Raw genomic sequence first — 15,757 nt, forward strand, 5'->3', positions numbered from 1 at the left:
GAAAGTGGCACACTAACGGCTCGGTAGACTTTCGGTCCGTGGCCGCCTACATCCGCAAAGTCCGCACCGCCTCGGGAGCGACCGCGGTGCAGATCGCGGCCAAGCACGACCGCCGGGACAAGGTGCTCGAGCACCTCGGATCGGCTCATACCGACAGCGAACTCGCTGCCCTGCTCGAGACCGCTCGGGAGAAGCTGCTCGCCGGCCAGCAGGAACTCGACCTCGACCTGGGCACCACCAGCAGCGGACCGCCGACGATCACCGGGAAGCGGTCGCGGTGGCTGATCGAGGTCATCGACACCACCTGGCGACGTCTCGGCTTCGACGCGGTCGACAACGAGGCGTTCTTCCAGCTCGTGACGGCCCGCCTCGTCGAACCGACATCGGTTGCGGACGCGGGCAGAGTGCTGCGCGAGATCGGGATCGCACCCGCCCACCGCAACACCTTCGTGCGAACCCTGCAGCGATGCACCGCCCATGGTTACCGCGACGACATCGCGCAGCGGTGTTTCGAGCACGCTGCTACCGCGGGGGATCTGAACCTGCTGCTCTACGACGTGACTACGTTGTATTTCGAAGCAGACAAGGAAGACGAGCTCCGCAAGGTCGGATACTCCAAGGAACGTCGAGTGGACCCGCAGATCGTCGTCGGCCTGCTCGTCGATCGCACCGGATTCCCTTTGGAAATAGGGTGTTTCGAAGGAAACCAGGCCGAGACCCGAACGATCGTGCCCATCGTGCGGCAGTTCCAGGACCGCCACAACCTCGAGGGTGTGGAGATGGTCATCGCCGCCGACGCCGGGATGCTGTCGGCGACGAACCTGAAGGATCTCGATGCTGCCGGTCTGAAGTTCATCGTCGGCTCGAGGGTGACGAAAGCACCAGCGGATCTGGCCAGCCATTTTCACTGGAACGGTGACGTGTTCACCGACGGGCAGGTCATCGACACCGTCACCCCACGGCACGCCAAGAGCACCGTCAACGACATCAGTCGCCGCAGCGAACCGGTGTGGGAGCCGGCCGACACCTCGGCGTGGCGGGCGATCTGGGCGTACTCGACCAAACGCGCCGTGCGGGACAACCAGACACTGAACGCGCAGGAAGCCCGCGCCCGGGAAGTCATCGACGGCACCCGCGCTGCCCGAACACCCCGGTTCGTCAAGAGCACCACCAAGGGCAAAACCCTCGATACCGACGCTCTGGCCCGGGCGCGTTCCCTGATCGGCCTGAAGGGCTACGTGACCAACCTTCCTGTCTCGCTGATGAATCCGCAGGAAGTGATGACGAAGTATCACGATCTGTGGCACGTCGAGCAGTCGTTTCGGATGTCGAAGACCGACCTGCGGGCCCGCCCGATCTTCAGCCACACCCGCGATTCGATCGAGGCGCACCTGACCATCGTGTTCACCGCGCTGGCGATCTCGCGCTACCTGCAGGATGCGACCGGGATGTCGATCCGGAAGATCGTGCGGACCCTGCGGCCGCTGCAGGAAATCACCGTCACCATCGCCGGGCACGAACACACAGCCTTCGATCCACTCACCGACGACGCCGTGCACATCCTCGACTCCCTCGGCATCCCGAATCCCGGGTCAAAGTTGGCACACTAATTTGGTGCAACTCGGGTAGCAGTTCCTTGGCGATCCAGGCGGCGGCGATCTCCTCGCTCGGGTCGGCGGCGAGCAGCTTGGTGAACAGTTCGGTGCGCTGCTGATCGGTGAGGGTCTCGGCGCCGCGCAGCAGCCGGCGGCGGTTGATCCACTCGACATCGGACTTGCGTCCGCGCCGACCGCGGTGGGTCTGGGTGACCCGCCGGCGCACCGCATCGACGACCTCGTTGGCCTTCTTGACCAGGTGGAACCGGTCGACCACCAGCTCGGCGTGCGGCAATGCCTCGCGCACCGCCTTGGCGTAGACCGAGGACAGGTCGATGGTGACGTGGGTGATCTGCTGTCGCCACTGCTCGTCGCGTGCGTGCAGCCAGTCGAGCACCGTCGCCGAGCTGCGCCCGTTGACCTGGGCAAGCAGGCCCTGGTCACCGGTGACGTCGACCAGTCCGGTGTCCCACCGGTCCACCCACCGCCGGGCGCCGGTGACCGGGTCGGTCTCCCACTTCGCCTTGCCGCGGCGGGTCTCGTCGATACCGAGCACCGTCACGGGGGCTGGTTCGTCGTCGAGTGCGGTGTCGGCGACGGCGACGACCCGATCGTGGACCGTGTGCCAGGCGCACCGGTACTCGGCGGCGACCGCGGCCACCGAACGGTCGTCGTCGAGGACGGCCGCGGCCATCATCGTCTTCGCCCGCGGGGTGACCCTGCTGCGGGGCGGGATGCCCGGCACCGACTCGGTGAACACCTTCCGCCCGCAGGAGATGTTGGTGCACAACCATTTCCGCTTGTTCCATTCGAGCCGGGGACGGTCGGGGCCGACCTGCACATCGCGGGGACCGGTGGTGACCCAGCCCTTCGACCGTGTCGACGTCTGCCCGCACTGCGGGCACATCCCGACCCACCGGGGGTCGGTGCCGAGCCGGACGATCCGGCTGCCGTCGTCGACGCGCCGCACCGATTCGACGACGACGCCGTCGAGATCGAGCAGCAGTGAGCCACTACTGTGGAGCATGCCCGCGTTCCTTGCTGGTCTGGTTGCCTGAAGAACACCCAGCTCACAAGGGCGCGGGCCCTTTTTCAATCACCGACACGGCACGGGGTCGGACGACATCACGCCCCTACCAACTGCGAAGAGCCGCTATGGATCAGAACGCCGCCTTGCCCTTGGCCCACATCTTGTTCCAGTCGCCACGTATACCCGTGGTGTCGAAGTCGCCGACGTCGGTGGTGGCGAAGGGGTCGTCGAGGTAGCGGACTTCGTCGTACTGAGCACCCCGGCGGTCGACTCGGACGAGGGCGAGGCGATAGCGCGGGACGGCGTTCTTGCCGGTCATCACCTCGTTGTGGGTGACGAAGAAGTCCTCAGCCCCTTCGAAGCGGGCCTTCACCTCGATGCGATAGGTGTCGCCATTGGTCGCTGTCGAGAGAATGTCGAAGCCCTTGTTGTTGAAAGCCTGCTCGACGGGCTGGCGACCGAGCTCGCGCTCTCGGGCTAGCACGAGGTCGACGCCGCGTCGTTCGACCTCCTTGGTCTCCTTCGCGTGGATCGGCGCGGTGGCTGGGAGCTCTCCTTCGAGCATCCCTACGGGGAGTACCAGGGCCGCGGTCAGGATGAGCGGCGGCTTGGTGGACATGAGGACTTGCTGGTCGAGCAGCTCGAGGCGTCGGCGGAGGCGGTGGTCGAGTTCGACTGCCTTGCGGTTCAGACTCTCTGAAGATTCCTTGGGCTTGTCGCCCGATCGTTCCTTTTCTGCTGCGACCGCAGCATCGAGCAAGAGTCGTTCGGACTCGCTTCGGAGGCGTTTGGTAACCAGTTCGCGGGTCTTTTCGAGCTCGGCCGCCCTCTTGGGTTTGACCTCCGAGAAGTACTCGGGGAGTTGGTTGGCGATGATCCAGCTCGCCGCCTTGCCCTCGGCGTCGGCCAGCCACGGTAGCGAGCGGGCCGCGGTAGTCGCCGGCACGTCAGGGGCTGCCACGCAATCGAGGTAGGGCGCCGGCCCAGCAGGTGTGACTTTGTCGGAGCTATTGACGTACGCGTAGCCGAAGCGGCGAGCGACTGATGCTCCCGTCGCGTCGGCGACCTCCTCAATGGCGCCGACGAGGAGGCGTGGCTCTTCCAGAGTGGAGGACACCAGGACGGTCCCGGAGTTGAGGGTTCCACCGAACTGCCGGATCACCTCGTCCATCACCGCGTCGTGCAGGGGGTGGCCAGGAGCGAGCAGATCGGCACGGGCCAAGTCATCGGACTGGACGTGCGTTAGGTCGAAGGTCACTCGGTCGTAGCGGGTCGCGATGGGGCCGTGCTTGCTGGCGCGGATGGGGGCGGGCACATTGGCGATCTCATAGCGTCCTTTTTCGCGCTTAGCGATCCGGCCACCGAGTCGGGTGAACGCGGCCTTGAAGGCCAGCTCGATGTAGTGGGGCTGAAGCCGGCGGGCTCGGGCCTCGTCCATCGCGGCCCGAAGTTCGGCGAGGGCGGCCTCGGAGAGGTGCTCGGACGCAAGTGCACGCTCGTCGAGCAATTCCCTGAGTCCCTCGCCGACAGAGTGGTCGATGACCTCGTGCATCTTTGCCTTCACGTCCGGCCGTTCGCCGTACTGGATGGCGTCCATCAGAAGATCGCGCAGCGGAGTCTCGGTGAAGGCCTCGCCGAGGACATCGAAGACCTTGCCGCCGTAGGCCTTACGCTGTTCCTCGATCTTGTCGAGCAACCGCGTGAAGACCTCGCCCTCACGGGTGTTGGAGGCTACTAGGTTCCACAGGCGGCAGACCTCTTCTTGGCCGATGCGGTGAATGCGGCCGAACCGCTGCTCGATGCGGTTCGGGTTCCACGGCAGGTCGTAGTTGACCATCAGGTGCGCGGCCTGGAGATTGAGACCCTCACCGGCGGCGTCGGTGGCGATGAGGATCTGGCAGTCGCGGTTTTTGGTGAACTCCTCGGTGATCTGGCGCCGTTCACCGCGGCGCACGCCGCCGTGAATCGCCTTCACCGCGTCGGATCGGCCGAGTAGGAAACCAATCCGGGCGTTGAGATACTCGAGAGTGTCACGGTGTTCGGTGAAGATGATGAACTTCCGTGGCCAGCCGTTGGGGTCGGTTATGAGTATGTGATCCTGCAGGATAGTGGACAGCTCGATCCACTTTCGGTCGGTCCCGGCGCTGCGGACCTGCCGAGCGATGCGCCTGAGACCCGCGAGCTCAAGCAGTTCGGCGTCGAGTTCCTCCACAGTCTGCGCTGCGGTTGCGGCGTCGAGGAGCTCCTCTTCGAGTTGCTCGATCTCCTCGGCGTTGTAGTCGTCGCTGTCGAGGCCTGCCAGATCAAGGTTTGGCTCCGGCTCTTGGTAGGTGCCATTGAGGATGTCCTGCTTCTTGCGCTCGAGCCGCTCGGTGCGGCGAACCAGGCTCTTGTAGATCGCCTCCGGGCTCGATGCGAGCCTCCGCTGGAGAACGGTGAGCGCGAACCCGACGGTGTTCTTGCGCTTCCCACCGACACGCTCGGCCCGGTTCATCCCCTCGCGAACGTAGTCGGTGACACGCTGGTAGAGGTCGTACTCGAGCGCGGTCAGCTCGTAGGGCACTGTCTCGGCGATGCGCTCCGGGAATAGTTTCTTGCCCTCGAACGTGAGCAGATCCTCCTTGACCATGCGGCGCATGATCCCGCTGGTATCGGCGGTGACCTTGTTCTTCCCCTCGAACCGGTCCCTGTCGAGCAGGGTGAGGAACAGCTGGAAGTCCTCCTCCTTGCCCGAGTGCGGAGTCGCGGTCATCAGCAGCAGGTGACGAGTGATGTCGCCCAGCAGCTCCCCGAGGAGGAACCGCTTGGTCTTCTCCAGCTTCCCACCGAAGTAGTGGGCTCCCATGCGGTGTGCCTCGTCGACGATGACGAGGTCCCATTCGGTCTCTTCGAGCTGAGTCTGCAATTGCTCGTTGCGGGCGAGCTGATCCATTCGCGCGATCAGCAGCGGGTTGGATTCAAAGACGTTGAGGTTGACGTTCGCGTCGACCAGCTGGTTCGTGAGCAGGTCGAATCGGAGCCCGAACCTGAAGAACAGCTCGTCCTGCCACTGCTCGACCAGGCCACCCGGCGCGACGATCAGGCACCTGCGGACGTCATCCCGCAGGATCAGCTCCTTGATGTATAGGCCGGCCATGATCGTCTTGCCGGCGCCGGGGTCGTCGGCGAGCAGAAACCTTAGCGGAGTACGGGGAAGCAGTTCCCCGTAGACGGCCCTGATCTGGTGAGGGAGCGGCTGGACATCGCTGGTGGCGACGGCGAGCATCGGGTCGAACAACCCGGCCAGGTTGATGCGCTGGGCTTCGGCGACCAGCTTGAAATCGGAGGCGGCCCCGTCAAACGCGCGGCTACCGGTCTGGGCGATGCTGAGCGCGTCCTCGTCCTTGCGGAATACGATCTGCTGACCGAGTCCGCCGGCGGTGGTCTTGTACGTCAGTTCGATCGCATCGGCGCCGTGCCCCTGTACCGCGATGACGGTGACCACCTCCGCGGGGACGAGCCCCTGGATGCGTAACCCCGCCTCGAGTTCTTCGAGTCGCACGATTTACCTCCCAATCGACAGCCGACCAACGCTAGCGGAGGGATCCGACAAGTCGGGTGCCGGGCTCGTCCACCGGCGTCCCGGCTAGTCTTCCCGGCAACTGCACTCACGGATCAGGTAGATGGAACGAGACGACCAACAACGACTACGCGCGATCACCGACGAGGTCGCCGACTGGATCAGCCAGGCCAACTCCGTCATGGGCGAACGCGCGAAGATCGATCGCGCAGCTAACGACGCGGTCGACACACTGCGCCGTTCAGCCGTGGGGATACAGCGGGAAGGGGCCCTGGCCTGGCGGATACTCCTGCTGCGAGAGACGGACAGTGTCCTACTCGCCGAGGTGGCACGACACGCGCATCTCACGCCGCTGACAGCCGCCGACGAAGAAGTCCTCCAGCGGCTCATGACCGAGGCAGCCGCCGCTACGCGCGACGTACGCGCCGTTGCCGGCATTCGCCGGTTCTTCCGCGGTAGCAAAAAACGCGACGCCGGTCGCGACGCTGCCGATTTTCTGGTGGCATTCCGAGGATGGGCGGCCAGTATCGGTCTGCCTGACCTCCTCAACCGGCTCAATGGCCAGTCGGTGGCGGCAACCAAGATCAACCTTTCCGATGCACTGGCCGAGTGGGTCGGCCTGACACCACGGCTGAACGACCTCGGCCGTAGCCCCGAGATCGTGATGGCTGCCGTAGTTGCCGACCTACCCGACGCGATCGCAACCATTACGCGGGCGCTGAAGGACGAGGCCAAGTTCCGCGATGACGCTGTGAACGCTGGGAACGAAGTCCGTCGCGCCGAGACCCGTGCGTTGCTCGCCGAGATGCCGGTCGAGCGACTCAAGGAGGCCACTCGCGACCGACTTCGCGTCGGCCCCCTCATCGATGCCGGCATCACCACAGTCCAGGCACTACTGGACCTCGGTGATCGACTAGAACACCTGCCAGGGATCGGTGCAACCACCGCGACCCGAATGCGGGGAGCCGCCCAGACACTGTGGCAAACGACGTACGACGAGATGCCGACGCGGATCGACATCAAGAACCGGACGAGGCCCACCACCGAACTTCTCCGCTGCCTCGCGGCATGGGACGCCATGCGGAAAACCAAAGGGGCGACTGCCGACCTCGCCCGCGCGGAAGAACTCGCACCCCTCGCAGGGGCGCTCGACCGGAAGGTCAGCCAACTCGTGGTGTTCGTCGAGGGAAGCACGTCTGTATCTGACCTCCGCGACGATGTCGCGACGGTGGTCCGCCGTGCCCGCGCACTCTCCGGCACGTCCAGTGCCACAGGACCGACAGATCCATGGGATGACTTCCTTGCGCGGCCCGCCGACTACTTCGCCATGCTCGCCGAACTCGGCTTCCTCGCCGAGGACGAGCAGAAGACCCACGGTGACCTTCCCGACGACATCATCGAAGCGGTACGAGCGCTGGAACTCGATACCAAGCATCTGGCCGCGTCCTTACGTGGTTATCAGAGTTTCGGTGCACGGTTCGCCCTCGTTCAGCGCAAGGTCATCATCGGTGACGAGATGGGACTCGGTAAGACCGTCGAGGCGCTCGCTGTCCTCGCCCACCTTCGGTCGAGAGGATCTCACCACGCCGTGGTGATCTGTCCGGCTGCAGTCGTGACCAACTGGGTCCGCGAAGTGTCCTCCAAGTCCCTACTGCGTCCCCACCGAGTTCACGGACCGGACCGCGCGACCGGCGCGCGGAACTGGGTTCGCCATGGCGGTGTCGCCGTGACCACCTTCGAGACGCTGGCGTGGTTCGAAAAGCACCTCACGGCGGTCTCGGATCTGGGTTGCGTCGTGGTGGACGAGGCGCACTACATCAAGAATCCCGCCGCGCTGCGCTCGCAGCGCACCGCTCGAGTGCTCGACTCGGCAGAGCGCGCGATCTTGCTGACGGGCACACCGCTGGAAAACCGTATCGACGAGTTTCGCAACCTTGTCGGCTACCTCAGGCCCGACCTTGTGGTCGATGCCAGTGAACTGGCACCCCGTCGGTTCCGGAAGCAAGTCGCACCCGCTTATCTGCGCCGCAACCAGGAGGACGTGCTCACCGAGTTGCCGGACTTGGTGGAGGCCGAAGAGTGGCTTCCGATGTCGCCTGAGGATGCGTCCGCTTACCGGGCCGCCGTCGCAGCAGGGAACTTCATGGCGATGCGCCAGGCAGCCCTGACCCAAAGCCGCTCGGAGAAGATGCAGCGACTGATCGAGATCGTCGCGGAGGCCGAGGAGAACGGCCGTCGCGTGATTGTGTTCTCCCACTTCCGCGGCGTGCTCGATCAGGTGGTTCGGGCGTTACCAGGACAAGTGTTCGGGCCGCTGACCGGGTCCGTGGCAGCGGCCGCACGGCAGGTAATGGTCGATCAGTTCTCGGCCGCCGGTCACGGCGCAGTACTCGTGGCGCAGATCGTCGCAGGCGGAGTGGGCCTGAACATCCAAGCAGCATCGATCGTCGTGATCTGCGAGCCGCAACTGAAACCGACCACCGAATGGCAGGCCATCGCGCGAGCACATCGAATGGGGCAATTGGAGTCGGTGCAGGTCCATCGGTTGCTGTCCGAGGAGGGTGTGGACCAGCGAATCACCGAAATCCTTGCGCGCAAGCGTGAAATGTTCGACGAGTTCGCACGTGTCAGCGACACCGCCCACAGCGCGCCCGAAGCCTTCGACATATCCGAAGCCGAGCTGGCGCGCGATGTCATTGCTGCCGAACGCCAACGGCTCTTCTCTGCCGGTCAGCCCTGAATTACCGCACTGCCCGGCAGGTGGACTGGCCGCCACGGTATGTAGAACTGACTGCCCTCTGCCGAGGTCCAGCTCGTCAGCAGGTATAGCGCAGGAGAGAAACCCTCGCCGATCCGAGGGTGGTCGGCGCAAGACACGGAGGTCAACCTGGCCTCCACAAGTAGCCTCGTACCCCAGCACGAATGTGCTGTGTATTCTGTGGCGGCGCTTGATCGTTGAGGACGGCGCCTGCTCCGCAGTTCCATCGGCATAAAGGATCTCGATGTCCCTATTTGGTCGCCTTACCCGGTCCGGTGAAAGACTCGGGGCGGATCAACCGCGTGAGTTAGAGGAGTGTGTGCATTATGACGACGAGCATCCCGAAGTAATTAGAGCTCGTGAAGAAGTCGAACGTGCACGGCAAGAACTCGATATCGCGCATCGGGAGTGGGAGGACGCTACCAAACAAGTCGAAGAGGCGCGGACTTCAATGTTGGAAACGAAGTCGGAGTGGCTGGCTGCATCGCGTATCGATATCGAATCATACGCGGAAGTGTGCGAGCGCTTGTTTGGTAGGGCCGTGAAGAAGTTGTACAAGGACATCGAAAAATCCTCCGCATTGTACGAAGCTTGCTTGGCCGACCTGCCAAAGGCTCTCGGCGAAGGCCGTCTCTTTACGGCGATCGCCGAGGCGCAGGTGGAAATGATGGAGGTTCGAAACAGGCTCGTGCAAAGAGTTGGTGAGGTTCAGTTCCTCTGGAATGCGATAGATCTGGATGGTCACCCGGATGTAATCGAAGATGGAATGGAGATGATTGGAGATCTTGACCGAGGGATTGATCAACTGAGTGAAATCGCCGCCAATTACTGAGGGTTGACTGGCGGGGATCGGATGCTGGTGAATGTCAGAGACGTTCAGAGCGAAATTCTGCTCTCCCGGGCCCCCTTGATCACCCGCGCGGGAGGGGTCGGGCAACATCACGCCCCGTCAAGTGTGCGGAGTTCGAACCGGTGAGGGAGCGGTAGTCAAGTGGCCCGGTGGAGAAGGTGCCTCGCACAGTGAGGCACCTTACGGGGCCGCTGTCATGAGGTTGTTGGGATCAATCCCTGATCCCCAGTTCACGGAATAGTGACTGGAAAATGGGGGATTCGTCGGCAGGCCATGCCGAGTCCCCAGTGCCCTTGGAGCCGGGCAGCGCCGCTTTGGCCGCTGGAAGAATATCCGGGAATGTCTTGAGGAGGACCTCGATGAGCTGGACGGCCATATCTCGATCGAGCTGAATCGATTGGCTGCTCTTCGGCTTGGACTGGCGATAATCCGATCCGAAAGTGCTCAAGTGCAGAAGCCGAGTCCCGCCCTCGTCGATAATGTTGTAGTAGCAATCGACTTCCGTCGGATGAGCCTGGACCTTCTGCGTGCCTGCGGCGATGGAGCGGATTCGAGCCATGCACGGAACTGTAGCGATAGTCAAGATCGTCTCCGCCGGCTGTGCCTCCCGGAGCCATGCTCGAGGCGACGGGTATCCGGTGGTCAGAGGTAGGGGTAGCGTCCCGCAGCAGCTAACTCGGCTGATTACGTGTACGTACTAAGCTCCTGTTCGTGGCTGTCAAGGTGAACCTCTCCGCGATCACGCGTCCCGCCGTTCTCTCCGCGATCAAGGAGTTCGACGAATTGGGTCAGGAAGAGTTCCTGCGCAGACGAGGCTACGCCGAAGCGAGGAACTTCAGATTGGTGTACCGCGGACGCTTCTACGATTCGAAGGCGATCGCCGGTGTTGCTCACGGGTACGCGACCGGCCACTTCAGCAACAGCTCGGAATTCTCGGGAGGGCTGGCAACTGTCGCCGATTGCTTGAACGACCTGGGCTTCGTCGTCGACCACGGCGGCAAGCATGCTCGCGGTGGACTGCTGTGGGACCTCGAGACTGCTCAGGTCTTCACCCGGGGTGGCCGAAGCGCCGCATACAAATTTGTTGTACTGCTCTGGGCGGTGACGCACACCGACACATACCCCGGGTTGGTCCGCTTCTCCGAAGTTCGGAAGGAGCTTGCCGAACTGTTGGCGCCGTTTGCGGTTGCCAGCTCTGCTCCGAATCCGGCGGATCCGTGGGTTGCATTGCGGGGGAGCGGATGGTGGACGGTCGAGGTCCCCGAGGGTGTCGATCCAGCTGAAGTCGGTCACCAGGCGTTGAGTGCGCTTGCTGTGAGGGAGGATCTTCGCGCCGGTCTCACAGAGTCGGTGCGCCACCGGCTTCGTGAGGCGGTGTGGCGAGAAGAAGCGATCGCTGTGCTCACCCGTCGGATCGGCGCGTTGTCAAGTCCCCGCCGGGTCCACGAACTCGTGAGACTACCGGGAACTGAACGCACTTGCACTGCGTCACGGGTGATGCAGGACTGAACATCGACCTGACGGCCGAGATGATGCTTCGGATCTCGGCGTCGTTCCTGATGGTGCCCGGCGACGTCCTCGGCACTCGACGACGCCGAACAACTGGCGGCGCTCGCGCGGCAGTTCATCGTGCTGATGGTCGAGCGTGACTGCGAATAGCGCCGGACTCTCTCGGGACTGCACAGTCGTTGTCGTGAGCAACCTGACACCCGGAGCGGACACCTTGCACCGGTTCCAACCCGAGTTGGCTCATTTTGTTAGTGCGTGAGTCCAGATCCTGAAATCCGGTCGAGCAGTGCTTGTAGGTCGGCGTCGACCTGCGGTGGGAACGTGTGTCGGGTGCCGTTGATCGCGATGGTCGCCGACCGCAACGGTCGCAGCAGCTTGACGACCTTGCCGATCGCGAGGCCACTGCGTTCCTGCACCACCCGGGAAACGGCCAACGCCGCGAACACCACGGTCAGGTGCGCCTCGATCGCATCGCGGGTGCGATGGAAGATCGGCCGGGCCCGCAGATCCGTCTTCGACATCCGAAACGACTGCTCGACGTGCCACAACTCGTGGTACTTCGCGATGATTTCACGCGGATCCATCAATGGGGCAGGGAGATTGGTGACGTAACCTTTCAGGCCGACGAGCATCCGTGCCCGCTCGAGCGAGGCGGTGTCCAGTCGCCGGCCCTTCGCGGTCACCGTCACGAACCGCGTGGACTTCGGAACCGTGTCCCCGTCGACCACCGCCCGGGCACGGGCCTCCTGGGCATTGAGGGTCTTCTCGTCCCGGCCGGCGCGGCTGCGTGAGTACTGCCAGATCGCCCGCCACGCGTTCGGATGCGCTGTCGCGTTCCAGATTGGCTCGGCCCGTCGCCGGGGATTGTTGACCACGGAGCGGCCGTGCCGCGGAGTGATGGTGTCGATGATCTGGCCATCGGTGAAAACGTTTCCATTCCAATGGAAGTGCGATGCAAGATCACCGGGCGCCTTCGTGGTACGGGAGCCGACGATGAACTTCAGTCCGGCCTCGTCCAACGCTGCGAGGTTGGCGGCGGACAGCATCCCGGCGTCAGCGGCCACGACCATCTCGACCCCGTCGAGGTCGTGGCGGGCCTGGAACTGCCGTACGATCGGCACGATCGTGCGGGTTTCGGCCGAATTGCCCTCGTAGCATCCGATCTCCAGCGGGAAACCGGTTCTGTCCACAAGCAACCCCACCACGATCTGCGGGTCGACCCGCCGTTCCTTCGAGTACCCGACTTTGCGCAGGTCATCTTCCTTTTCTGCTTCGAAGTACAAGGTCGTCACGTCGTACAACAACAGGCTCAAACCACCGGTTTCGGCGGCATACTCGAAACACTGCTCGGCGATGCGATCCCGGTATCTGCCGGTATTGATCTGCCCCAGGTGGCGTTTGATCGTGGCGTAGCTCGGCGGATCGGCCCCGAGGTCCTTCAGGACGCGACCGGCGTCGAGTTTCGAGCCGGGCTCGACGATGCGGGCGATCACCAGATCGCGGAAGACCGCATCGTCGACGATCCCGAACCCGAGCTGGTCGTACACATCGGTCAGCACCTGGCGCAGCAGCACCGACCCGGTCGATTCGGTGCGCCCCGGCGCGTCCACCTGCGAAGTTCGCTGAGCAGGGTCGAAAAGTGCGCTCTGGCCGCCGGCCAGGGGCTTTCGACCGGAACCTGCGGGGTGACGCCCAGATCGAGAACCTGCTGATCGGGTTCGAGCCAGGCCCGAGCGCGTTCGAGAAGCATGCCGAGTTCGACGTCGGTATGTGCGGAACCGATGTGCTTGACGATCTCCTGCCGGCCGCCCACATATCGGGCGATCTGCACGGCCGTGGCCCCGGATTTGGTGCGCACCTTCCTGACAAACGCCACCTGCCGAGCCTAGAACCAGCGCCGTTAGTGCGTGAAATCAGACCGATCCCGACGAGAAACTGCAGGTCACAGACGTGAGCCGCTGTTCATCCCGGAAACGTGAGCCAACTCGGGCGCCGGACTCTCTCGGGACTGCACAGTCGTTGTCGTGAGCAACCTGACACCCGGAGCGGACACCTTGCACCGGTTCCAACCTGCTGGAACAGGTCCAAGCAGTCGTCGACGGGTGCAAGCCTGCGCGCCGGTAGGGGCGGTGCGCACCTAGAATCCGTTCGTGGGCAACAAGTCGGTCACCAGCTACGACGTCGCACGCGCCGCGGGCGTGTCGCAGTCGACGGTGTCCCGTGCCCTCCGGGGCGACCCGCGCGTCATCGAGGAGACCCGCGAGCGCATCCAGACCCTGGCGAAGGAGATGGGGTACGTCCCGCACATCACGGCGCGGAGCCTGATCACGCGGCGGTCGTCGTCGATCGCGGTGGTCAGCGGTGATCTGCGGAATCCGTCGTACCCGACGCTGGTGAACACGCTGCAGGACCGGTTCGCGCAGCACGACTACCGGGTGCTGCTGATGAGCGACCGGACCGAGGGATCGCTGGAGAAGGACATCCTGGCGCTGCGCGGCGGGCTGGTGGACGGGGTCGTGTTCATCTCGGCGCGGCTGGACTCGCCGATCGTGTCGGAGATGATCGACTGGAAGATCCCGCTGGTGATCCTCAACCGCGACGTCGACGGTAGCCAGGCCGGCCGGGTGGACCGGGTGACGTCGGACAACGTGGGCGGGGGCCGGCTCGTCGCCGACCACCTGATCGAGATGGGGCACCGGCGCATCGGGCTGATCTCCGGCCCGCTGGAGAACCCGAGCGTGAAGCTGCGCGAGGCAGGCTTCCGGGAGGGGCTCGACCAGCACGGCCACCCGCTGGACGAGACGCTCGTGCACCGTGGTGCGGTGGACGCGAAGACCGGCTACGAGGGCGGCATGGAACTGCTGAGCCGGCCGGACCGACCGACGGCCGTGTTCTGCGCGACGGACTACATGGCCTACGGCACCCTCGACGCCACCAAACGCCTGGGCCTGCTCGTGCCCGACGACGTGTCGATCGTCGGCTACAACGACCTCGACGCGTCGGGCTGGTCGATGTTCGACCTGACGACGGTGCGCCAGCCCCTCGAGGACATGGCCTCGGCCGCCGCCGAACTGCTGCTCGCGCGGATCGACGGCGCGGCGGGCGCGCCGGTGCACCGGAACTTCGCCGTGGAATGGGTGCAGCGGGGGAGTGCGGCCCCCATCGGCCAAGTGGGACGTGCGCAGTCCGTCAAAGATCGTTAACCGGGGCAACAAGTCCGTTACCCTCAAGCTCCGACCCGGCAATAACTCCTGCATACATTCGAAGTCATAGCGAGCAGGGCAGTGTTGCCCCACCGCTTCTTCGAATCCCCGCAGCTTCAGGAGCGACATGGAAATCGGCGTCTTCATCCCCATCGGCAACAACGGCTGGCTCATCTCCAAGAGCGCCCCGCAGTACATGCCGTCGTTCGAGCTCAACAAGACGATCGTGCAGAAGGCCGAGAAGCACGGCCTCGACTTCGCCCTGTCGATGATCAAGCTCAAGGGCTTCGGCGGCGAGACCGAGTTCTGGGACCACAACCTCGAGTCGTTCACCCTCATGGCCGGCCTCGCGGCTGTCACCGAAAAGATCAAGCTGTTCGCCTCCACCCCGATCCTCACCCTGCCGCCGGCGATGGTCGCCCGCATGGCGTCGACCGTCGACTCGATCGCCCCCGGCCGCTTCGGCGTCAACATCGTGACCGGTTGGGCGCCCAACGAATACACGCAGATGGGCCTGTGGCCGGGCGAGGAGTACTTCGGCTACCGCTACCAGCAGGCCACCGAGTACGTGACCGTCATGCGGCAACTGTGGGCCGACGGTGTCAGCAACTTCAAGGGCGAGCACTACACGATGGACGAGTGCGTCCTCTCGCCGAGCCCCACCGGCGGCGCCGTGCCGATCGTCGCGGCCGGACAGTCCAAGAGCGGCATGAAGTTCGCCTCCGAGATGGCCGATTACAACTTCATCATGGGCACGGGCATCAACACGCCCACCGCGATCTCCGACGCCACCGCGACCCTTGTGGAGGCGGCGAACAAGACGGGCCGCGACGTCGGCGCCCTGACCCTGTTCATGATCATCGCCGACGAGACCGACGAAGCGGCCCAGGCGAAGTGGCAGGACTACCACGACAACGCCGACCTCGCCGCCCTCGGCTACATGGCCGATCAGTCGGCCGCCGACGCCACCGCCGACGACGTCTCGACCGCCAAGACCATCTCCCTGCCCGAGGGTGCGGTGAACTTCAACATGGGCACCCTCGTCGGCTCGTACGAGACCGTCGCGAAGATGCTCGACGAGGTCGCCGAGATCGAGGGCATCAAGGGCATCATGCTCACCTTCGACGACTTCGTCGAGGGCATCGAGAACTTCGGCACCCGCATCCAGCCGCTGATGAAGAGCCGCAACACTATTCAGGCCGAAGCAGCCTGACCCCGAGCGGCGGGTGGGGGCGCGTGCACCGATCCGCGCC

The 15,757-nt window shown here is 64.3% G+C and carries 8 protein-coding genes and 2 pseudogenes; 6 read left to right on the forward strand and 4 right to left on the reverse strand.

Annotation, left to right across the window (positions count from 1 at the left end; translation table 11 throughout):
- Window positions 1-38: 38 nt before the first annotated feature.
- Window positions 39-1,610 (forward strand): IS1634 family transposase, encoded by a 1,572-nt coding sequence (locus ISO16_RS27060; RefSeq protein WP_072636907.1) that lies wholly within the window; start codon window positions 39-41, stop codon window positions 1,608-1,610.
- A 7-nt stretch (window positions 1,611-1,617) separates the two neighbouring features.
- Here ISO16_RS27060 and ISO16_RS27065 read toward each other — a convergent pair.
- Window positions 1,618-2,669 (reverse strand): annotated as a pseudogene (locus tag ISO16_RS27065) (ISL3 family transposase); the annotation flags it as partial.
- A gap of 86 nt (window positions 2,670-2,755) precedes the next feature.
- Window positions 2,756-6,166 carry a helicase-related protein gene (locus ISO16_RS27070; RefSeq protein WP_072636898.1) on the reverse strand — a complete coding sequence of 1,137 codons (3,411 nt, stop codon included), beginning with the start codon at window positions 6,164-6,166 and terminating at the stop codon, window positions 2,756-2,758.
- A gap of 121 nt (window positions 6,167-6,287) precedes the next feature.
- Between ISO16_RS27070 and ISO16_RS27075 the strand changes: the two genes are divergently transcribed.
- Window positions 6,288-8,924 (forward strand): DEAD/DEAH box helicase, encoded by a 2,637-nt coding sequence (locus tag ISO16_RS27075; RefSeq protein WP_072636899.1) that lies wholly within the window; start codon window positions 6,288-6,290, stop codon window positions 8,922-8,924.
- A 337-nt stretch (window positions 8,925-9,261) separates the two neighbouring features.
- Window positions 9,262-9,774, forward strand: coding sequence for a hypothetical protein (locus ISO16_RS27080; protein ID WP_139310994.1), 513 nt, complete (start codon window positions 9,262-9,264; stop codon window positions 9,772-9,774).
- Between the two features lie 229 nt (window positions 9,775-10,003).
- On the opposite strand, the gene ISO16_RS27085 is transcribed toward ISO16_RS27080, so the two are convergent.
- Entirely contained in the window at window positions 10,004-10,351 is a 348-nt protein-coding gene (locus ISO16_RS27085) for a hypothetical protein (RefSeq protein WP_072636901.1), read from the reverse strand.
- Between the two features lie 152 nt (window positions 10,352-10,503).
- Between ISO16_RS27085 and ISO16_RS27090 the strand changes: the two genes are divergently transcribed.
- Entirely contained in the window at window positions 10,504-11,301 is a 798-nt protein-coding gene (locus tag ISO16_RS27090) for a hypothetical protein (RefSeq protein WP_230304449.1), read from the forward strand.
- Between the two features lie 248 nt (window positions 11,302-11,549).
- Here the strand turns inward: ISO16_RS27090 and ISO16_RS27095 are convergent.
- Window positions 11,550-13,177: pseudogene (locus ISO16_RS27095) on the reverse strand (IS1634 family transposase).
- A 274-nt stretch (window positions 13,178-13,451) separates the two neighbouring features.
- Here ISO16_RS27095 and ISO16_RS27100 point away from each other — a divergent pair.
- Both ISO16_RS27100 and rutA read left to right on the forward strand, forming a co-directional pair.
- Window positions 13,452-14,504 carry a LacI family DNA-binding transcriptional regulator gene (locus ISO16_RS27100; protein ID WP_072634905.1) on the forward strand — a complete coding sequence of 351 codons (1,053 nt, stop codon included), beginning with the start codon at window positions 13,452-13,454 and terminating at the stop codon, window positions 14,502-14,504.
- A gap of 127 nt (window positions 14,505-14,631) precedes the next feature.
- A complete protein-coding gene (gene rutA / locus ISO16_RS27105; protein WP_072634906.1) occupies window positions 14,632-15,717 on the forward strand; it encodes a pyrimidine utilization protein A in 1,086 nt (361 codons plus the stop codon).
- The last annotated feature ends 40 nt before the right edge of the window (window positions 15,718-15,757 follow it).

Source organism: Rhodococcus sp. M8 (assembly GCF_015654185.1).
GTDB classification, from domain to species: Bacteria; Actinomycetota; Actinomycetes; order Mycobacteriales; family Mycobacteriaceae; genus Rhodococcus; species Rhodococcus aetherivorans.